Below are 19677 nucleotides of genomic sequence, written 5' to 3'. Positions count from 1 at the left end.
TCGTCAGAAGCGGACCGCGGGGCCCTGCTCAGAAGGCGTACCGGACGCGCAGCCAGGGAGCGTGCGCCGCGACGAGCCCGCGCAGCTCGTCCACGGCCCTCGCTTTGACCAGGTGGTCGTAGCGCACGTTCAGCGCCCCGTTCTCGGAGCGTTTGCCCTGCTGGATGCCGGGCTGCCAGAGCATCTCCTCGGCGCGCGGATGCCAGCCGAGGTTCACCTCGTGCAGCTCCCGGTTGTGGGTCAGCATGATCACTTCGGCGGCCGCCTGCCGTTTGACCCGGTCCGGGAGCACGTCGTCGAGCTGGCGGAGCAGCTCGGTCCAGGCCTCCTGCCACCCGGGGCGCAGGACCACGGGGGAGAGGTTGAAGTGCACCTCGTACCCCGCGTCCAGGAAGTCGGCCGCGGCGCCGATGCGCTCGGCCACCGGTGACGTCCGGATGTCCAGCAGCCGGGAGTCCTCGCCGGGCATGACCGAGAAGCGCACGCGGGTGCGGCCCCGCGGATCCAGCGCCAGGAGATCCGGGTTCACGAACTTGGTGGCGAAGGACGCCTTGGCAGTGGGCCACTGCCGGAAGGCGTGCACGAGGTCGGCGGTGTTGTCGCAGATCAGCGCGTCCACCGAGCAGTCACCGTTTTCGCCGATGTCGTAGACCCACGCCTGCTCGTCGCACTGGTTGGGTTCCCGCTTGGGGCCCTGTCGCGCGATGTGGCGGCCCAGGTGGGCGATGATCCGCTCGATGTTGGTGAAGACGGTGACGGGGTTGGCGTACCCCTTGCGGCGCGGTACGTAGCAGTACACGCAGGCCATCGCGCAGCCGTTGGACGGACCGGGAGCGATCCAGTCGGCGGACCGGCCGTTGGGTCGTGTGGTGAGCGTCTTGCGTTCGCCCAGCACCAGCGTCTCGCCCTTCACCCGCACCCAGCGCCCGACGTTCCCCTCGTTTCCGTGCAGCTCGGGAATGCGCCAGTGGGAGTCCACCTCGACGACTCGCGCGGCGGGGTGGCGGGCGAGGATCTGGCGTCCGCGGGGCGAGGCGGCGGCAGCGGGCTCGGCGTAGATCGTCCGCACGGGCAGCAGCCGCCGGGCGGTGTCTGAGTCACGGAACAGCGGACCGGTGGCCGGCGTCCGTCCCGGCTCGTCCCCGGAAGACGTGACGCCGGGCAGGGCGTCGAGCCCGAACAGCGCGCCGTCGTCCGGTGCGTCGGAGAAGTCCATCATGTGTGGTTCGCCGGGTTTCCTGACTGACGTCGCATACGGCCCACTGTACGCAGCCGCGACACTCCGGTGCGAAGGCCGTCAGCGGTTGAGCCGGACGATGGAGGCGTTCAGGGCGGCCGCGAAGGCACACCAGGCGGCGTACGGCAGCAGGGCCCCGGCCGCGGCCCGGTCGGTGCGGGCGATCTGCCGGATGAGCTGCGCGTTGCCGAGGTTCAGCAGCACGTTGTCGGCGAGCGCCGCCTTCGGAGCGCGATGGGCGAAGAACAGCCGGCTCCACGCCGCGTTCAGCGCCAGGTTCGCGGCCAGGCCGCGGACGATCCCGGCCCGCCGACGCGGATCAGGGGCGCGCCCGAGCGCGTGGCCGGCCGCATAGGCGATCGACGCGTACAGCGGGGTCCACACCACGCCGAACGCCCAGGACGGTGGCTGCCAGGACGGTTTGCGCAGCGAGGCGTACCAGGTGCTGTCCGGATCGGTCGCCGTGGCGCCCGCGACGGCGGTGAGGGCCACCGCCGCCGTGGCCGCGCCGTACCGCAGCCAGGGGTCGGGCCGCCGGGTGCCTCCGCGTTCGCTGATCACCTTCATGTCCTCACGTATTTCCCGGGCATCGCCCGATGTCACCGGTCAGCCGCGGCGCAGCAGTTCCGCCAGGATGTCGTTCCAGGGCAGGTGGGAGCTCTCGGTGCCCGCCGGGACCGCCTCGAACGTCTCGGTCAGCCAGTCCTCGAACGGGTCGGCCGGTATGTACAGCACGGCGGCCCCACCCGCGCCGCGCAGCAGGATCCGCAGCGTCGTGGATCCGTGGCAGCGGCAGGGCGGCCAGACGCGCACAAAGCCCTCGCCGGACGGAGCACGCAGGCCCGCGTCGAGCAGGTCGCGTGAGAACAGCCAGGGCGCGATGGTCTCGGGGCCGTCGCGGAAGTCCATGCGCACGGCGAACGGATCGGCCGGGTCGTAGCTGAAGCGGACCTCGACCCGGACGGCTTCCCCTTCGCTGATGACCAGGTCGATGTCCAGGTCGGTATGGAGACGCCTGGTCCGGTCGGTGGAGTGCATGAGGCCTCCCGGATGAGGTGGATCGTGGGCTCTGCCCTGCGCGAAGCCCCGCACTCCACACTTCCGGACGGGGGCCGGGGGTGGATGCGGCCGGCCGGCAGGTATCGCGGGGCGCACGGGGATTCGTGGACCGCCGGGGTGCAACCGTTCCGTACGCGCCGCCGGAAGACACAGCGACGTGGGCGGGCGGGCCGTCCGGGCCTACTCCACCCCTGGGGGGCCTGGCACGCATCGGAAGGGATGTGTCATGAGGCTTCGCGACGAATGGCCGGTGGACCACAGGCTGGCGACGGTCTACCGGTACGGCGCCGGACTCTGCGGCGGCGTCCTGCTGCTGTTCGGCTGTCTCGGCTTCGCCGACGAACTCAGCCCCTTCGGCACGGACGGCACCCGCATCGCGGGCATGTCGACGAACGGACTGCTGAGCCTGATCTCGGTGCTCTTCGGGCTGCTGCTGATCGGCGGCGCCGTGGTCGGAGGGAACTTCGCCTCCACGCTCAACATGGCCGTGGGGACGCTGTTCCTCGTCAGCGGGTTCGTCCACATCTTCGTCCTGGACCGGAGCGCCAACATCCTCGACTTCGGCATGACGAACGTCCTCTTCACCTTCGTCATGGGCCTGCTCATCCTCACCTTCGGGATGTACGGCCGGGTCACGGGCGGGCTTCCGCACGACAACCCGTACTGGCGCCGCCGCCACCCGAGGCAGGCGGCGAGGGAGTCCCTGGCCGCCCGGCGCCGGGAGGGGGCCCGGGCTGCCCTGGCCCCGCCGCCCGACGCCTCGTCCCGGCTCCCGGCCACCCGGCCGCACGGCTGAACCCGCTTGCCGGCACGACGGCATCCCGGCACGACAAGGGCGGCACCGCCACTCGCGGTGCCGCCCCGTACGACGGGAGCCCTGTCCCGACGGCTCACAGATCGATCATTCGCACCACGAAGAACGCGGCGACGAGCAGGCAGCCGATCACGATCAGCGCCATCCAGATCCCAGGATGTTCCCAGATGCCGCCGTCCGGTCGCTCGGGGTGCGCTTCCGCCGTCGATCCCTCGACGGGCGGTGTCTCTCCGGGAGGGCGCAGGGATTCGGTCATCGTTTCCACCTCCAGGTGCGGGCGGTGGGAGCCACTCGCCGAGGCCGTGCGCCTTGGCGAACCGGTTCCTCTCGAACTCTTCCGAGCCGGCCGGACGAGTGGATGCGGCGTACGCGCCCGCTCTCACCCGCCGCCCCCCGCCCGAGCCGCCGCCCAGCGCAGGGCGGTGAGGCGGCCCTGGTCAGGCACGGTCCACAACGCGTGCCCGCGCAGGTCCCAGCGCCGCAGCAGCGTGTTGGCGGCGAGGAAGCCGCTGGTGGCGGCCCGTTCCATCAGGGCCACCGGCAGGCCGGTGCGGACCGTGTCGCCCGCGACGACCAGGCCGGGCGTGGGGGTGCTGACCGTGGGCCGGTCCGCGTGACCGCCCACCGGGAACAGGGGGCAGTCGGCCCGCCACTCGTGACGGGCGTCCACCACCCGGGCCCGGGCCGTCTCCGGGTAGAGGCGGTGCAGTTCGCCGAGCAGCTCCTTCTCCGTGGTCTCCCGGCCGGCGTCCTCCGGCACGGCGTAGGCGTGCAGTTCGACGACCGAGCCGCCGGTGCGGGCTGCCCACCGGGCCGCCTCGCCCTCCCAGCCGCTGAGCACACTGACGTTGTCGAGGGCCCCGAAGCCGCTGGTGCCGAGGAAGCCGGGCCGGTCCGCGCGCACGGGCCGGTCCAGCCACAGACGGGACACCAGGAAGGGCGGGGCGGTGCGCAGCCGCGCCACGCGCTCGCGCCACTCGGCGTCCCCGAGATCGCCGCAGCGGCCCACGAGGGAGCGCAGGCCCGCCGGGTCCAGGGCGAGCACCACGGCGTCGTACGGCTCCTCGCCGCTCGTGGCGGTCACGGCGTAGCCGCCCGAAGGCAGGACGGAGACACCCTCCACCGCGGTGCTCGTGCGCACCCGCGCGCGGAGCCGCTCCAGACGTGCGGCGATCGGGTCCCACAGCGCCTGCGGGAACGGTTCCCGGGGCACGTCGAACAGCAGGCCCTCGGCCGAGCCGAGGAAGTAGATGTGGAACATCAGCGCCATCTCCGCCGCCGACAGCTTCCGGGGATCGGCGAAGAAGCTGCGGGAGAACACCTCGAAGGCCAGGTGCCGCGCCGCGGGCGGGAACCCGATGTCCTCCAGGAAGTCGTACGCGCTGACGTGGTCGAGCCGTTCGTACACCTCGGGCACCCGCACGTCGAGCAGTGGCAGGGCCGCGCGCGGGCGCATCCGGGCCAGGTCGCGCACGGAGAAGGACTCGCTCAGCGCCACGAACCCGAGCGCGCTCAGCGGCGGGGTGCGCGGCACGTGCCGGAAACTGTCCCGCCGGCCGCTGCCGTGACGCAGCGGATAGTCGGGCAGGCCGGTCAGGCGGGCCAGGGCCGGATCGGTCCGGCGCAGCAGCGCGCGCAGGTTGTAGTACTGCCGGAAGAACGCGTGGAAACCCCGGCTCATCGTCACCGTCGTACCGTCGGCCAGCCGCGTGGACCATCCGGCCAGCCGGCCGCCGAGCTGCGCGTAGCGCTCGTACACGGTGACCCGCACCCCGAGCTCGGCCAGCGCGGTGGCCGCCGTCAGCCCGGCGATGCCGCCGCCCACGACCGCCACCCGCGGCGCGGTGGACTCCCCGGCACGACCGGCGCCGGGCGGTGCCGGCAGCAGCCGGGCCAGCCGGTCCCGGCCGGGGCGGGGTGGGCGGACGCCGGACACGGAAGGACGGCGCGGCCCGGTCATCGCCCCGCCTCCCCGCCGTCGGCGAACGGGCGGCGGCCTACGACGGTGTGGGTGATGCCGGTCTGCCAGCCGGGCAGCGGCAGCACCCGTACCCGTTCGAACCCCGCTCGCTCCACCCGCCGCGCGAGCTGCCCGGCGGTGTCGAAGGAGACGACACTGCGCCACAGATGCCGGTAGAGCGGTCCGTCGCCGAGCAACGTGGCGACCGGCAGGACGACCCCGCCGCACACCGCGGTCCACACCGCGCGGTGCGCCGCCCGCCCGCTCAGCGCGTACTCGTGCACGGCCAGCCGGCCGCCCGGTGCCAGCAGCCGGTGAGCGTGGGCGAGTACCGCGTCCGGGTCCGCGGTGTTGCGCAGCAGGTACGCGGCGAAGACCGCGTCGAACGGGCCGCGCACCCCGGCCGCCGCCAACCGCTCCACCGGCGCCTGCACGAAGCGCACCGGCCTCGGCCAGGGGCGCTGGGCCGCCCGCCGCAGCATCCCGGCCGACGCGTCGACGGCGGTGATGTCCGCGCCAGGCAGTGCGGCGGCCAGAGCCGCCGTCGAGGCGCCGGTACCGCAGCCGAGGTCCAGCACCCTCGGCCCCGGGACGCCGCCGGGAAGGCCGAGGCGCCGGGCGGAGCGGCGCAGGTGGGCGTGGTAACCGGGATTCGCCGCCACGAGCGTGTCGTAGCTCCGGGCGGCGTGGTCGAACGCGGTCGCCAGCTCGGCATCGCGCAGCACGGGCATGCCATCTCCGTGAGAGGTCGTTGGGTACGGGGTCGTCGGATATGGGGTCGTCGGGTACGGGAGTCGGGGATCAGGTGGTGGCGGGGGTCAAGCGGCCCGGGCACTTCGGCGCGGGGTGAACGGCAGGGCGAGTGCCGAGCCGAGCATCGCGGGGACGGGCACGTGCAGCCCGATGGACAGGTCCTCCGCCAGGCAGGTGCGTCCGTCCAGGAAACGCAGCAGGCGGGGCGCGGGCACATGGGTGAACAGGCGGGTGAAGAAGGCCGGGCCGTCCACCCGGCCGTGGTCGAGGGCGTGCAGCAGCACCGCGTCCATGAGCCGGGAGCGGGCCGAGTGGGCGCGCGGCGGGACGGGACGGCGTCCGGCGTGCAAGGCGGCGGCCACCGCGCCGGTCTGGCGCTGCACGGCGCTGAAGGTGTAGCCGGTCGCGGGACGGGTGGCCCCGGCCGCGGCCCCGATGCGGAACACGGACGGGGCGGTCCGCCGGGGGAAGTCCGCGTCCGTCATCGGGATCACACCCTGTTCGCACTCCAGCACCTCGTGGTCGCCCGCGCCCAGGACCCCGGTGACGTAGTGCCGCAGCGCGCGGTCGTAGGCGTCCCGGCCGAGCGGGCTGCGGGAGAACTCGGTGTACTCCACCAGCGCCTCCCGAGGGCCGGTCGGCAGGACGTAGCCGAAGGACAGGCCGTGCGCGGGCTGCGGGGTGCGGAAGTCCATCAGCTCCACCACGCCGGGATCGAACACCGGGCGGCGGGTGCGCACGAACCAGCCGCGGAAGTGCTGCAGCAGCGTCGTGCGGGCCGGTGGCAGCCGCTCGGGCGGCCGTGAGTCGAACACCCAGCGGGCGCGGACCGTCACCCGGCCGCCGTCGGCCCGGCGGGCGTGCACCACCGCGCCACCGGGCGCGGACTCGACCCGCTCGGCGAGGGCCTCCACGGTCGTCACCCACGGGCTGTCCGCGAGTACGCGGCGGGCCAGGTCCTCCAGCGCGTCGGAGCGCAGCATCTTGTAGCGCAGCGGCTCGATGGCGGCGTCCACCGTCCGTCCGTCGCCGGAACGGACCCGCAGCCGCCGCCAGGAGGCCGTCAGCGCCTCGTCGTACGGCCCCGCACCCGCCTCCCAGAAGCACCAGGTGCGCCGTGCCGCGCGGAACGGCCCCGGCGGTGCCGCCAGTAGCACCGCCGTCACCCGGCGCCCGTCCGCGGGCGGGCGGGCCAGCCGCAGCGCCAGCGACAGCCCGGCGGCCCCGGCGCCCACGACGGCGACGTCCGACTCCACCTGCACGGCGGCTCCTTCCACGACGGCTCTCTCTGCGGACCGGCGGATCCGGCCAGTCTTCCCGCGCACCGGCCCCGGCGGATGCAGCGGGGAGCGTGTCGTGCGGGTGGGCACCCATGGCGCCGGCATGTCCACCAAATGGCGCATCCGGCGGGGCGACCCGCGCGGAATGTGTCACGACGACATACCGGTCGCCCCCGGTGCCGGCACCGGGGGCGACCGGTGCCGGCTCACCGACAGCGCGACTTGGCCGGCTCACCGACAGGTGGTCCGGCTCACCGACCGGCGAGAGGATTCGCGATGCGTTCCACCCAGGCGATCGGCCGTCTCACGGCAGACCCGCCGCGCAGGCCGCCCGCTGTGGCCGGTCCCCACGACACCGGGGAACCGGCCGCCCCCGGCGGCGCTCGCGCCGTCGACGAGGACGTGCCGGGCGCCGTCGGCCGGGAACTGCGCGAACTGCTCGCCGACCGTCTCGCGGGCTGCCACGGGCTCGACCCGGTGTTCGCGCGGGACGTCGCCGAGCGGACCGCCCGCTTCACCCGGCGCGGCGGCCGCCGCATCCGCCCCCGGCTCCTGTGGTGGTCGCTGCGCGCCTGCGGCGGCGGGGACCCGGCCCAGGTGCGCGCGGCGCTGCGGACGGCGGCGGCGCTGGAACTGCTCCAGACCTGCGCCCTGGTCCACGACGACCTGATGGACCAGGCGCCCACCCGCCGCGGCGCGCCGGCGCTGCACGCCGATGTGGCCGGGCAGTACGCCGGTGCCACATCGGGACCCGCCGCTCAGCGGCTCGGCGCGTCCACCGCCGTGCTCGCCGGTGACCTCGCCCTGGCCTGGGCGGACGACGCCCTGTCCGGACTGCTGCTGGACCCCGGGCTGCCGCGTGACACCGCGCACCGGCTGCACGAGGTGTGGCGGGTGCTGCGCACGGAGATGGTGGCGGGCCAGTACCTCGACGTACGCGGCCAGGCCGTGTCCTCCGGCACCCCGGCCCGGTCGATCCGGGCCGCGTGCCTCAAGAGCGCCCTGTACACGGTGGAACGGCCCCTGCAACTGGGAGCGGTACTCGCCGGAGCCGACGACCGCACCATCAGGACGCTGCGCCGTGCGGGACGCTGCGCGGGCCTCGCCTTCCAGTTGCGGGACGACCTCGACGACCTCTTCGCCGACCCCCGGGTCACCGGCAAGCCGTCCGGCGGCGACGTGCGTGAGGGCACCCCGACCTATCCGCTGGCCGTGGCCCGGGCCCTCGCCACCGCCGCCGGCGACCACCACGCGCTCGGCGTGCTCGAGCACGCGATGGGCCGCGCCGACCTCACCGACGGCGAACTGGCGGAAGTACGCGAGGCCCTCGTCGCCACCGGAGCCCGCGACCACGTCGAGGCGCGGATCGCCCGGCTCACCCGGCGCTGCATGCGCCACCTCGGCGAAGCCTCCCTGGAACCCGGCGCGGCCGCCCGGCTGCGCGGCCTGCTGGCGGAGATCACCGGCACGGCCGGCCAGGTGCCCGAGCCGGCCGCGGCTCCGCGCGCCGCCGCCCTGGCCGCCGCGGGTACGGAGGCGGGCCGGTGACCCGGACCATCGCGGGACTCACCGACCACGTGGTCGTGGTCGGCGCCGGACTGGCCGGTCTGTCCGCCGCCCTGCACCTGCTCGGCGCCGGCCGCCACGTCACCGTCGTCGAACGCGACCCCCGGCCCGGCGGGCGCGCCGGCCGTATGGAGCTCGGCGGCTATCTGATCGACACCGGGCCCACCGTGCTCACCATGCCGGAGATCGCCGACGAGGCGTTCGCCGCGGTCGGCACCTCGCTGCGCGACCGCGTCGACCTGATCGAGCTGCACCCGGCCTATCGGGCGCGCTTCGCCGACGGCAGCACCCTCGACGTGCACACCGACGCCGAGGCGATGGAGGCGGAGATCGAGCGGTTCGCCGGCGGCGCCGAAGCGGCGGGCTACCGTCGGCTGCGCCACTGGCTGGGGCAGCTCTACCAGGCCGAGCGGGGCCGATTCCTCGACGCCGACTTCGACTCACCGCTGCAACTGCTCACGCCCGACCTGGTCAGGCTCGCCGCGCTCGGCGGCTTCGGCCGCTGGGAGGCGCAGGTCGCCCGCCATGTGCGCGACGAGCGGCTGCGCCGCGTCTTCTCCTTCCAGGCCCTGTACGCCGGTGTCCCGCCCGAGCGGGCGATGGCCGCCTACGCGGTGATCGCCTACATGGACACGGTCGCCGGGGTGTACTTCCCGCGCGGCGGCATGCACGCCCTGCCCCAGGCCATGGCCGACGCGGCGGCCGAGGCCGGGGCGCGGTTCCACTACGGGCAGCGGGTGACCCGCCTGGAACGCTCCGGTGAGCGTGTCACCGCCGTGGTGACCGACGATCAGCGCATCCCCTGCGACGCCGTCGTCCTCACCCCCGACCTGCCGGTGACCTACCGCCTGCTGGGCCGTTCCCCACGCCGCCCCGCACGGCTCAGGCACGCCCCGTCGGCGGTGATCCTGCACGCCGGCTGCGACCGCACCTGGCCCGAGCTGGCCCACCACACCCTGTCCTTCGGTCAAGCCTGGCGGCGCACCTTCCGCGAACTCACGCACACCGGTGAGCTGATGAGCGACCCCTCCCTGCTGATCACCCGGCCCACCGCGACCGACCCCGGTCTGGCCCCACCCGGCCGCCATCTGCACTACGTCCTCGCCCCGTGTCCCAACACCGACATCGGGCCGGACAGCGCCGACTGGCCCGGGCTCGGCGCGCGCTACCGCGACGGCCTGCTGCGCGAACTCGACCGCCGCGGCCTCGCGGGCATCGCGTCCGCCATCGAGGAGGAGTGCCTGGTGACCCCCGCCGACTGGAGCGCGCAGGGACATGCCGCCGGCACGCCCTTCTCCGCCGCGCACACCTTCGCCCAGACCGGCCCCTTCCGCCCGCGCAACCTGGTGCGCGGCACCGCCAACGCCGTCCTCGCCGGCTGCGGCACCACCCCCGGCGTGGGCGTACCGCCCGTACTGCTGTCCGGGAAGCTGGCCGCGGCCCGCGTCACCGGCGGCACCCGCGCCCGCACCACCTCCCGCCGGGCCGCCCGGCAGAGCGTCGAAGGAGTACGGCCATGACCACCCGCGAGCTGGACGCCGCTCGCATCACGGACCCGGGACTGCGCGCCGCCTACACCCACTGCCGGGACCTGAACGCCCGGCACGGCCGCACCTACTTCCTCGCCACCCGCCTGCTGCCGCCCGACCGGCGCCCCGCCGTGCACGCCCTGTACGGCTTCGCCCGCTGGGCCGACGACATCGTCGACTCGCTCGGGGACGGCCGCGGCGCCCCCACCGGCGACGAGGCGGCACGGCGGGCCGCCGCCCTGGACCGCCTGAACGACGACCTGACCCGAGGCCTGGCGGGTGGCCGGGGCGCCGAGCCGGTGGTCACCGCCCTCGCCGACACCAGCGCCCGCTACGCCATCGACCGGCGCCACTTCACCGACTTCCTGGCCTCCATGCGCAGCGACCTGACGGTCACCGAGTACGCCGACTACGCGGCGCTGCGCGGCTACATGCACGGCTCGGCGGCCGTGATCGGCCTGCAGATGCTGCCCGTCCTCGGCACCGTCGTACCGCGCGCGGAGGCCGCCCCGTACGCGGCCGAACTGGGCGTCGCCTTCCAGCTGACGAATTTTCTGCGGGACGTCGGCGAGGACCTCGACCGCGGTCGTGTCTACCTCCCCCGGGACCTGCTCACCGCACACGGCGTCGACCGCGCACTGCTGCGCCGCTGCCGGGACGCCGGCCGCACCGACCGCCGGGTCACCGCGGCCCTGCGCGCCTTCGCCGACCTCACCCGCGCCGCCTACCGGCGCGCCGCGCCCGGCGTACCGATGCTCGACCCCGTCGCCCGGCCCTGCATCCGCACCGCGTTCGTGCTCTACGGCGGCATCCTGGACGCCGTCGCCGACGACGGCTGGGCGGTACTGAACCGCCGCGCGGCGGTCCCCCGCAGGCGCCGGGCGCTGGTCGCCGCGGACGGCCTGCTGCGGGTGGCGGCGGCCCGCATGGCCGCCCGTGGCGGGTCCGGTCGCGCCCTGTATCCGTCCGCCCCGTGCGAGGAGGCCGCGTGACGCCCGATCGTCCGTTCCGTCGAGCCCGTCTGCCCTTGCGTCTGCGCCGCGACCCCGTCGCGTGGGAACGCCAGCGGCCGACGTGGCGCGAGGCCCGGCCCGCGCTCATCGCCGACGCGCTGAAGCGGGCGCAGCAGCGTCCCAGCGGCAACTGGTACGTCGTCGGGGCCTCCCGCGACCTGCGCCGGGACCGCCCGCTGGGCCGGACCGTCGCCGGCCAGGAGGTGGTGCTCTGGCGCGACGGACGGAGCCGCCTCGTCGCCGGCCCCGGCATCTGCCCGCACCTGGGCGCACCGCTGCGGGACAGCCCGGTGCGGTGCGGCACCCTGGTCTGCCACTGGCACGGACTCGCCCTGGACGGCGCGCCGTTCGGCGGCTGGGAGCCCTGGCCCGCGCACGACGACGGGGTACTGCTGTGGGTGCGGCTGGACGGCGTCGGAGGCGAGGAACCCACCCCCCGGCCGCCGGTACCGGACCGGCCCGCCGCGGCCGGCGCGCTGACCGCCGTCTACACCGGGCAGGGCGTCTGCGAGCCGGCCGACGTGGTCGCCAACCGGCTCGATCCCTGGCACGGGGCCTGGTTCCACCCGTACTCCTTCGTCGACCTCACCGTCGTGGACTCCCCGGGCCGGGACGACGGCGAGGACGCGTTCACGGTCGACGTCTCCTTCAAGGTCGCGGGACGGCTGGTCGTCCCGGTCCGCGCCGTGTTCACGGCCCCCGGACCGCGCACGGTCGTCATGCGGATCACCGGCGGCGAAGGGGAGGGCTCCGTCGTGGAGACCCACGCGACACCGCTCGGCCCGGACGGTCAGGGCAGGCCGCGCACCGCTGTGGTGGAGGCGGTCGTGGCCACCTCCGAACGCCCCGGCTTCGCCGTCGCCCGCCGGACCGCCCCCCTGCTCCGCTCCGTCATGCGGCTCGCGGCGGGCCGCCTCTGGCGTGACGACCTGGCCTACGCCGAACGGCGCTGGGAGTTGCGTTCCACCGGGCGCTTTCCCGGGTGATCGCCTGTCCGCGGCTCGGGATCCGCTGCCCCATGGCCCCATGGGCCCCATGGCTCCGGATTCGCTGCGTCACCTGGAAGGCGTACCGCGCGCGGCGTGACGCGTGCCCGGCGCTGTGTATCGCGGTGTACGACGCCCGGCGGCCGTGACGCGCGGTGGTGGGCCGGGCCGCAGGAGCGGGCCGGGGGACTGGTCGGGGGAGAGGGCCGGCCGACGAGCGGCGTGACCCGGGTCGCCGCAGGGGCGTGTGCGTGTACGCGGGCCGCGAACCGCGCCTACCAGGCGGGGGCGGATGCGGGGGCGAACACGGGGCCGATCGCCCGCCACCGATCCACGGCGCTCACCCCCGTCCAGCGGAACGAACGCCGCCCTCCGCGCCGTACAGGCCGCTCAGCGTCCGCACCGCGTCCCGCAGGCCCGCGCACCGCGGGAAGTCTCCGGCCGCCCTGCGGTCCCAGCCCGGTCCGGCCGGCAGGACGAGGGGCCGTCTGCGGGCACCCGCCGACCCCCACTGCAGACCCGCCACGTGCCGGGCCAGCGGACCCGACGCCGTCGACCGGGTCTGCGCCCAGAGCACGACGGCGACCGGACCGGTGCGCCGGACACAGGCCAGCAGCGCCTCCACCGGCACGGCGGCGCCCAGCATGCGCGTCGGCACGCCCTGCTCGGCCAGCGCCGCGTCCAGCGCCTCCAGCGGCAGCGAGTGCTGCTCGCCGGGCGCGCAGGCCAGCACCACCGGCTCGGTGCCGGTGGCATCCGCCGGGCGCGGCAGCACCAGCGGCGCACGGCGCAGCGCGGTGGAGATCTGCCAGGACAGCAGGTGCTCCACCTCCACGTAACGGTCGCCGGACGACTCCCACTTGCGGCCCACCGCCCGCAGCGTCGGCACCATCACCTCCTCCCACGCCGTCGTCAGCCCGTGCTGCCTGACCGCGTCCAGCAGCCGGTTCTCCAGCTCCGGCGTGTCCAGCCGCACCGCGGCCCGGGCCAGCCCCCGGCACTCCTGGCGCACGTCGCCGAGCGGGAGCCCGCCGCCGGCGCCGCCACGGCGGACGGCCGTCCCGGGCGACGGGACCACCGGTGGGTCGGCGGCAGGGCCGGCCGGGTCCGTCGCGGGCGGAGCCCCCTCGCCGTGCGTGGCGCGGGCCACGCGAGCCGCCTCGGCCGGTGCGACGCCCGCCGCCGCCAGCCGGCACATCTCCTCGACCATCGCCACGTCCCGCGGACTCCAGCGCCGATGCCGCCCCTGGGACCGCGAGGCGGGCCCCAGCCCGTAGCGGCGGTCCCAGGAGCGCAGCGTGGTGGGGGAGACGCCCAGGCGGCGGGCCACCGCGCCCGTGGTAAGCCCGGCCGCCTCCGTCACGTCCACATCGCTCATGACCGTCCGCCCCGTCGCTCCCGGGGCCCGTGGGCCCGCTCTTCCCGCTTCCCGCTACGGGTCCCAGGCTACTCGATGCGATATCGATGCGAGTTGTCGAGCCATGGCTACCCGGCGCAGGCTGAATTCCGGACAGCGGAGGACGCGGACGCGGTGGAAAGCCGGCCGGGTCGCTGACCGGAGGGGCGCCGCGGGACACCGGCGACGCACACCGGGCTCACGAGGAGAGACGTGGTCATGGACCGTATCGCGGCTGTATCGGGCTCCGTCGTCACGGCCGGCCCCCGCCTCACCCACCCGTCGCAGGCCGCCGGGGACGGCCTCACACCGGCCGTGGACGACGCGTCCTGGTCCGAGATCCACCGGCGGTGGGGCGGGCTGGTCCACGGGCTGGCCCAGCGGGCGCTCGGCGATGCGCGGGACGCCGAGGACGTGGCCCAGCAGGTGTTCGCCGACGCCTGGCGCGGCCGGCACGGATATGTGCCCGAGCGCGGGACACCGGCCGCCTGGCTCGTGGGTATCACCCGGCGCAAGGTGGCCGACGCGCTGGCCGCCCGAGCGCGTCGTGCGCGACTCGTCGCGGCGGCCGCCGAACAGCCCCCGGCCCAGAGCCGCGACGACACCGGCGAGCCCGAGGCCGCGCTGGACCGGATGGTCGTCGGGCGGGCACTGCGGCAGCTGAGCACCCCGCAGCGGCAGGTACTGCACCTGGCCTACTACGAGGACCTGACCCAGACCCAGATCGCCCGCATCACCGGCTGGCCGCTCGGCACGGTCAAGAGCCACACCCGCCGCGGCCTCGACCGCCTCCGCCACTGCCTGCAGGACGAGGGCATCGCCAACGCGGGGCGCGCACAATCGATGCAAGTGTGACCGATCAAGTCGGAGGGCCCACCGATCAGGCTGCCGGAGTGCCCACCGATCAGCTTTCGAAGTGACCGTCGATCGGCTTCAGGCCGAGCCGGTCAGCCGGAGACGTGCCGGCCGCCCCGTGCGGCGTGGGGCGACAGCGGGCCGGAGGCCGTACGCCGGCCGGGGGCGACCTGCTGGCCGAAGGCCTGCATGGCCACATCGCTGTTGGCCGGCAGGACGGCCATCAGCCCACGGTCCTGAGCCTCCGCGACCGCGGGGGCGGCGACGCTTCCCTCGGGAACGAAGGCCAGACGGACGTGCCCGTCCCCGGACCCACGCCGGTCCACCGGCGCGACCGCGCCGTGGGTGCCATCGGGCAGGGTCACCCACAGCTGGAAGTCGTCGTACCGGACGAAGTCCGCGCCCTTGACCGGCCAGGGGTAGTGGTGCTCGCCGGGCACGCTGGGCAGGATGCCCTGGTGGTTGCCGTGGCTCAGCGGCACGCAGGAGTTGAACAGGGAGTCGGTCCACGCCTCGACGGCGTCGGCGTCCTCGATGGGCGTGCGCAGCAGGTCCTCGGCCCGTTCGTAGCCCAGCTCCGCCAGGGCGGGCAGCGTGAGCGGGAAGGCGTCGACCAGTTCGGCCGCGTCCTGCCGGAGCCGGTCCACCTTCGCCGGGTCGGCGCAGAACTGCATGCTCCACTCGATGCCGACCCGCGCGCGGTACATGAGCCAGCCGCGGGCTCCCTTGACCCACAGGCTGCCGCCGTGGTGCATCTCCCACCGCTCGGAGTTCGTCGGCCCCTGTTTCGCCTCCAGGGGCCGGGGTCCGTAGGGCAGGTCGGCGTCGTCCATGACGTGCAGGATCTTCCGGGCTGTCGCTTTGGCGGCCCGGAAGTGTGACGATTCAAAGCGCTTCGGATGCTCGACGAGGCGGATCTTCCACGGATGGTTCTCCGTTTCGATGCCGCCCAGCTGGATTTCGGGGTGGCCCATGGCTGCTCTCCTTGGCTCGGCCTCACGGGCCGGCCCCCGGCTCGCGGGGCGGAGTCCCCCTGATTCGTCCCCCAGATTTCCCCCTGCTTCCATCGTGCGCCGCGAACCGGCAGGTCGCGACCTCAGCAGCCCCCGGCCGCACGGGGGGCTCAACGGAGTGCCGCCATCGCCCTGTTGACGAGGCGTCGCCTTCCCTCCCGCGCGGCCGTGCGCCGGGCGGTGATCCGGTTGCGGGGCATTCCGGGAGGAGTAGCGTGGGAGTTGATCGGTCCTGCCTGAGTCTGGAGGTGGGCGATGTTTCTCCGATTGCTGCGGCGTCGTAGGCCGCACCGGCTGGTCCTTCTCGGCAACGGCCGTCTGATCCGGGGCTTCAGCGGCGGAATGTACGACGGTCACGGGTACCAGCCCTGACACCGTTCGCGGTTGAATCCTGGAGGAAGTGCGGTGACAGAGGACACCCACGCCCTGGCAGCGTTGGCAAGGCTTCTGTCACCGCACTGCCGTGTCACCAGGATGTCCGACGGAGCGCTCATCGCGGACTGGAAACGGACGCGATTTCTCGGCATGGCGGCGGCGGACGTCCGGAAGCTGGCCGAGGGAAGCCCCGAGGAACGTGCCGAGCTCGTCGGCGTTCTGAGGCGCGCCGGGTGCGCGACGGACCGCCGGACGCCGCGGGCGGACTCGGTCGTCGGGATCTGGTTGCGTGGAGTGCACCTGCTGATCCGGACCGCCGGATTCGGGCGCGTCCTCCGGCTGCTGGCCCTGGCCGCGCCGGGCTACGCCCGTGCCGACGTCCCTTCCGCCGACGAGGTCGCACGGCTGAAACAAGCGGTGCGGACCCACAGCCGCGGCAGCTGGCTCGTCAACGGAGACTGCAAGTCCGAGGCGGTGACGGCCTTCGTCCTGTTGCGGCGGTGCGGCCTCGAGGCCGTCCTGCACGTCGGTGTGCGTGAGCACCCGTTCGCCATGCACGCCTGGACGGAGTCGGCGGGCCTGTGCATCCCCGACGCCGATCCGCGAGGACACGCCTTCACATCGGTGCTCTCGATCGACTGCTGGGGCCGGTGACATGGACGCGCTCCGCCTCGAGTGGGCCGGTGGCGCACCGAGACTCCGGACAGCCGGCACCATGAAGCGTCAGGGACTCGTGACGACGGTCTCCTCGCCGGCCGGCACCGCGGCCGTCGTCGGCTGGGCCGGCTCGGCCCGCGACCGGGAGGCGGGCGCGCGCGGCCTCCTCGACGCCCTCGGCCGACCGGGAGCCGCCACGCCGTTGCCGCCCGGCGACTACGCGGCCGTTCTGGTGTACCGCGACCGCGTCCTTCTGCTGCGCGACGGGCAGGCACGCGTCCCGCTGTTCTTCAGCGAGTCGGCCGGCCGCGTGACCGCCGTGAGCACCTCGGCGAGCAGCCTCGGGAGCGCCACCGAGCTGGACCCCCGCTACTTCTGCCGGTACCTCACCGGAAACATGGCGCAGCCGCACACGGACCTCACCCCCTTCACCAGGGTCCACCGCGTCCTGGGCGGAGAGGTCGTGGAGCTCTCCCGTACCGGCCGGATGCGCGGTCGTACCCTGCGACGCGTCCGCCCAATGGCCGGCCCGCCGGAGTCGGCAGCCGGCGGACTCACCCGCGGTCAGGCCGCGCGGGAGTTCCGGCTGGCGCTGGAGAACGCAGTCCGGAGCCGTATGGGCACCGCGACGGCATGCCATGTCTCGGGCGGCACCGACTCCACCAGCGTCGCGCTGCTCGCCGCACGCCTGCTGGCCGAGGAACGCGGCGGCCGGGGTGAACTGGTCCTGCTCGCCGGGCGTTTCGCCCAGGGCGAGCTGGCCGCGGAGCGGCCCTACCTGGACATGGCGATGGAGGAGATCCGCCGCCACGCGCCCTCGGCCCGCCCGTTGGTCGTCGACGCCGACGGCGTGGCCGACTTCGACGACTTCGAGCACCACGCGGGAGACGCGGACGAGCCGCATCCGCACGCCTTCCGCGCTCCGTTCTGGAGCAGGCTCCACGCCGCGGCCGCCGAGCTGGGCTGCGACACCCTCCTGACCGGCTGCGGGGCCGACCCGATCGCCGACGCAAACCCCTACCTCCTGCACAGGCTGGCCCGCACGGGCCGGCTCCGGCAGATGACCCGGCAGGCACGGGCCTGGGCCGCGGGAAGCGAGCGGGGTCTGCGGGACGTCGTCCACGCCTACGTGGTCCAGCCGGCTCTTCCCCTCGCAGCCGAGCGTGTCACCGCCCTGGCCCGCGGCGGGACGGTGCTCGGCGGACTCGGCACGTTCAACCGCCCCGGATGGCTGCGGCCCGGGTTCGCGCGGGCCCACGGCTACCGGGAGGCCGGCATCGCGGAGAGCCGCTTCGTGTTCGGAAGCAGACCGGAGCAGTCGCTGTACGACGCCGCCAACTACGCCGCCGCTCCCGACCCGCTGTCCTGGCAACGGGCGCCACGGGACGGGTTCCTCCTCTCGCACCCCTTCCTCGACCCCGACGTCATCGCCACGATGAGCGGCCTGCCCGCCTCGGTCACGTTCGAGCCGGGCCGTCCCAAGGCCGTCCTGCGCGCGGCCATGGCGGACCTGCTCCCCGCTCCGATCGGCGGCCGGGCGGTCAAGGTCCCCTTCGACGACCTCTACGCCCGCGGCCTGCGGGCACACGGCGACGAACTCATCGACCTGTGCCGTTCCGCCCGGCATCCGCTGGTTGCGGAGATGTTCGACGTGGAGACGCTGTGCCGGGCGGTCCGGGAGGCCCGGCTCGGTACGGGGGACTCGTACTCCTGGGACCGGGTGAACAGCTCCCTCGCCCTGGTGGCCTGGCTGGAGCGGCTCACCGCTCGCTCTTGATGTCCCACAGGGTCCGCACATGCGGGCCCGCGATGAGGTCGACGAGGCCGTAGCGGCTTACCAGCTCGCGTTGTTGCGCCGGCGTGAGGACACGGTCCTCCTCCCCACCGCGCGCGACGGACGTCATCACGCTCGCCCCCTGCGGGCCGAACTTCCAGTAGACGGTGACGAAACGCGCATCCCTCGTGTATTCGTCGAACGCGTTGTTCTCGTGCACCCTGGCACGGTAGATGAGGGAGTCGACGCCCCTTTTCTGGTCCTGCTTCACCTGTCCGGAGGTCTTGCCCCCACCCCAGGAGTTCCCCATGAACTGGAGCGGCGGCTGCAGCACGAGCCGGTCCTTGCGTGCGAGGCTCGCGGTGGCGTAGAAGGCCACCTGGTCGTACGGCGTGTTCATGGGCATTTGCACCACCAGCCGGGTGGAGAAGGTGTCGCTCGACTCGATCCATTGGCCATAGGGCATCCAGGGTTGTGCTTCCACCAGCTCGCCGGGCTGGTGCACCTCCCGACGGGAGAGCGGGTTCACTTCCGAGGATTTGGTCCACTGCGCGGCGTCGTCCCGCCACTGCTGGCGGAGTCGGTCCTTGCGGCTGAGCGGCACCCGTAAGCCCATGGCGTGGAATTCGGTGCCGAGCACGTAGAAGCCCACGGAACCGTGGTTCTGGAGGGTGATGTCGATCGGTACGGAGAAGGCCTTGCGGTCCTTGCTGAGCACGGCCTTGCCCATGGACAGGGTGATGAGAGGCCTGGTCTCCCGCTGGTACGGCACGTAGAGGTTCTGGTAGCCGAAATTGGCGACCGCGATGATCGAGGAGACGATCACCGCGGCGGCCACCCGCTTCGGAGCGGGGATCAGGACCGTCGTCCGCCACACCGTGAGAGCGGCCCATGCCGAACCCACCGCGAGTGCGGCGAACGCCGCCGGATACCACTTGGAATCGCCGTCCCTCACCGTCCCGACCAGAACCAGGACGTTGGTCAGCAGGGCAGCGAACGAGCCGATCAGAGCGACCAGCCCGGAGTACGGGAAGCAGTGCCGGACCCAGTGGTCCAGGACCCCGGCGGCGCCCAGCAGGGTGGTGAGCGCGACTGCGAGAAGGACGGCACCGGTGATCCGGCCGGGAAAGGTCAGCGCGTGGAAGAAGTCCTCGCTGCCGAACCGGGCCAGCAGAGCCGTCGTCAGGATCAGGGTCACCAGCATGACCGCGAAGGACACTCGTGACTGCCAGGTTCGCAGCGAAGGCCGTACCGCTTTCGGGTGCAAGCCGGGGTGGGGCCTGGGGGTCCGCACCCGATCACCTCCTGAGACGGTGGGTCGCGCCCCTGCACGTGTGGGGGACGGGCACTCACGTGCGCGAGGCGGAGAGAGAGATGTGCCGTGCGGAGACACAGGTGTGCGGCGCGGCA

18 protein-coding genes are annotated in these 19677 nt (G+C 74.1%); 8 read left to right on the top strand and 10 right to left on the bottom strand.

Translation table 11 applies throughout. The features are described from left to right. Positions 1-28: 28 nt before the first annotated feature. From ACFVVO_RS09090 to ACFVVO_RS09080, 3 genes are all read right to left on the bottom strand, one after another. Positions 29-1219 (bottom strand): spore photoproduct lyase family protein, encoded by a 1191-nt coding sequence (locus ACFVVO_RS09090; protein WP_390053096.1) that lies wholly within the window; start codon positions 1217-1219, stop codon positions 29-31. Positions 1220-1297: 78 nt separating this feature from the next. Further along, complete coding sequence (locus tag ACFVVO_RS09085; RefSeq protein ID WP_390053094.1) at positions 1298-1804, bottom strand: TspO/MBR family protein; 507 nt, start codon at positions 1802-1804, stop codon at positions 1298-1300. Between the two features lie 39 nt (positions 1805-1843). Continuing rightward, positions 1844-2275 carry an SsgA family sporulation/cell division regulator gene (locus tag ACFVVO_RS09080; protein ID WP_390053092.1) on the bottom strand — a complete coding sequence of 144 codons (432 nt, stop codon included), beginning with the start codon at positions 2273-2275 and terminating at the stop codon, positions 1844-1846. Positions 2276-2522: 247 nt separating this feature from the next. Between ACFVVO_RS09080 and ACFVVO_RS09075 the strand changes: the two genes are divergently transcribed. After that, positions 2523-3092: a DUF4383 domain-containing protein gene (locus ACFVVO_RS09075; RefSeq protein WP_390053090.1), complete on the top strand. Its 570-nt coding sequence runs from the start codon at positions 2523-2525 to the stop codon at positions 3090-3092. Between the two features lie 94 nt (positions 3093-3186). Here the strand turns inward: ACFVVO_RS09075 and ACFVVO_RS09070 are convergent, their stop codons facing one another. The 4 genes from ACFVVO_RS09070 to ACFVVO_RS09055 form a co-directional block, all read right to left on the bottom strand. Further along, positions 3187-3366 (bottom strand): DUF6480 family protein, encoded by a 180-nt coding sequence (locus tag ACFVVO_RS09070; RefSeq protein WP_390053088.1) that lies wholly within the window; start codon positions 3364-3366, stop codon positions 3187-3189. A 123-nt stretch (positions 3367-3489) separates the two neighbouring features. Then, a complete protein-coding gene (locus tag ACFVVO_RS09065; protein WP_390053086.1) occupies positions 3490-5070 on the bottom strand; it encodes an FAD-dependent oxidoreductase in 1581 nt (526 codons plus the stop codon). Continuing rightward, positions 5067-5801 carry a class I SAM-dependent methyltransferase gene (locus tag ACFVVO_RS09060; protein ID WP_390053084.1) on the bottom strand — a complete coding sequence of 245 codons (735 nt, stop codon included), beginning with the start codon at positions 5799-5801 and terminating at the stop codon, positions 5067-5069. The genes ACFVVO_RS09065 and ACFVVO_RS09060 overlap by 4 nt, the downstream gene beginning before the upstream one ends. A gap of 87 nt (positions 5802-5888) precedes the next feature. Then, positions 5889-7085, bottom strand: coding sequence for a lycopene cyclase family protein (locus ACFVVO_RS09055; RefSeq protein WP_390053082.1), 1197 nt, complete (start codon positions 7083-7085; stop codon positions 5889-5891). A 294-nt stretch (positions 7086-7379) separates the two neighbouring features. Between ACFVVO_RS09055 and ACFVVO_RS09050 the strand changes: the two genes are divergently transcribed. The 4 genes from ACFVVO_RS09050 to ACFVVO_RS09035 are packed head-to-tail and all read left to right on the top strand — an operon-like array spanning position 7380 to position 12197. Next, a complete protein-coding gene (locus ACFVVO_RS09050; protein WP_390053080.1) occupies positions 7380-8651 on the top strand; it encodes a polyprenyl synthetase family protein in 1272 nt (423 codons plus the stop codon). Further along, complete coding sequence (gene crtI / locus ACFVVO_RS09045) at positions 8648-10189, top strand: phytoene desaturase family protein (protein ID WP_390053078.1); 1542 nt, start codon at positions 8648-8650, stop codon at positions 10187-10189. The genes ACFVVO_RS09050 and crtI overlap by 4 nt, the downstream gene beginning before the upstream one ends. Then, entirely contained in the window at positions 10186-11190 is a 1005-nt protein-coding gene (locus tag ACFVVO_RS09040; protein ID WP_390053076.1) for a phytoene/squalene synthase family protein, read from the top strand. Before crtI ends, ACFVVO_RS09040 begins: the two co-directional genes overlap by 4 nt. Next, positions 11187-12197 carry a DUF5914 domain-containing protein gene (locus ACFVVO_RS09035; protein ID WP_390053074.1) on the top strand — a complete coding sequence of 337 codons (1011 nt, stop codon included), beginning with the start codon at positions 11187-11189 and terminating at the stop codon, positions 12195-12197. The genes ACFVVO_RS09040 and ACFVVO_RS09035 overlap by 4 nt, the downstream gene beginning before the upstream one ends. Before the next feature lie 340 nt (positions 12198-12537). On the opposite strand, the gene ACFVVO_RS09030 is transcribed toward ACFVVO_RS09035, so the two are convergent. Further along, entirely contained in the window at positions 12538-13575 is a 1038-nt protein-coding gene (locus ACFVVO_RS09030) for a MerR family transcriptional regulator (RefSeq protein ID WP_390053072.1), read from the bottom strand. 237 nt (positions 13576-13812) lie between these two features. Here ACFVVO_RS09030 and ACFVVO_RS09025 point away from each other — a divergent pair, with 237 nt between their 5' ends. Then, positions 13813-14448, top strand: a complete 636-nt coding sequence (locus ACFVVO_RS09025) for an RNA polymerase sigma factor (RefSeq protein WP_390053070.1) — start codon at positions 13813-13815, stop codon at positions 14446-14448. 92 nt (positions 14449-14540) lie between these two features. Here the strand turns inward: ACFVVO_RS09025 and ACFVVO_RS09020 are convergent, their stop codons facing one another. Continuing rightward, the gene (locus ACFVVO_RS09020; RefSeq protein ID WP_390053069.1) at positions 14541-15575 is read right to left on the bottom strand and encodes a DUF6424 family protein; all 1035 of its coding nucleotides are present in this window, start codon (positions 15573-15575) and stop codon (positions 14541-14543) included. Positions 15576-15935: 360 nt separating this feature from the next. Between ACFVVO_RS09020 and ACFVVO_RS09015 the strand changes: the two genes are divergently transcribed. Further along, positions 15936-16490, top strand: a complete 555-nt coding sequence (locus tag ACFVVO_RS09015; RefSeq protein WP_390053067.1) for a lasso peptide biosynthesis B2 protein — start codon at positions 15936-15938, stop codon at positions 16488-16490. 61 nt (positions 16491-16551) lie between these two features. Further along, complete coding sequence (locus ACFVVO_RS09010) at positions 16552-18270, top strand: asparagine synthase-related protein (protein ID WP_390053065.1); 1719 nt, start codon at positions 16552-16554, stop codon at positions 18268-18270. Here the strand turns inward: ACFVVO_RS09010 and ACFVVO_RS09005 are convergent. After that, positions 18254-19471, bottom strand: a complete 1218-nt coding sequence (locus ACFVVO_RS09005; RefSeq protein ID WP_390053064.1) for a hypothetical protein — start codon at positions 19469-19471, stop codon at positions 18254-18256. The two genes, ACFVVO_RS09010 and ACFVVO_RS09005, sit on opposite strands and share 17 nt — an antisense overlap. Between the last annotated feature and the right edge of the window lie 206 nt (positions 19472-19677).

Origin of the sequence: Streptomyces sp. NPDC058145 (assembly GCF_042884245.1) — a bacterium.
GTDB lineage: Bacteria > Actinomycetota > Actinomycetes > Streptomycetales > Streptomycetaceae > Streptomyces.
Note: the sequence above shows the minus strand (reverse complement) of the source record. Positions and strands in the feature narration are given on the sequence as shown.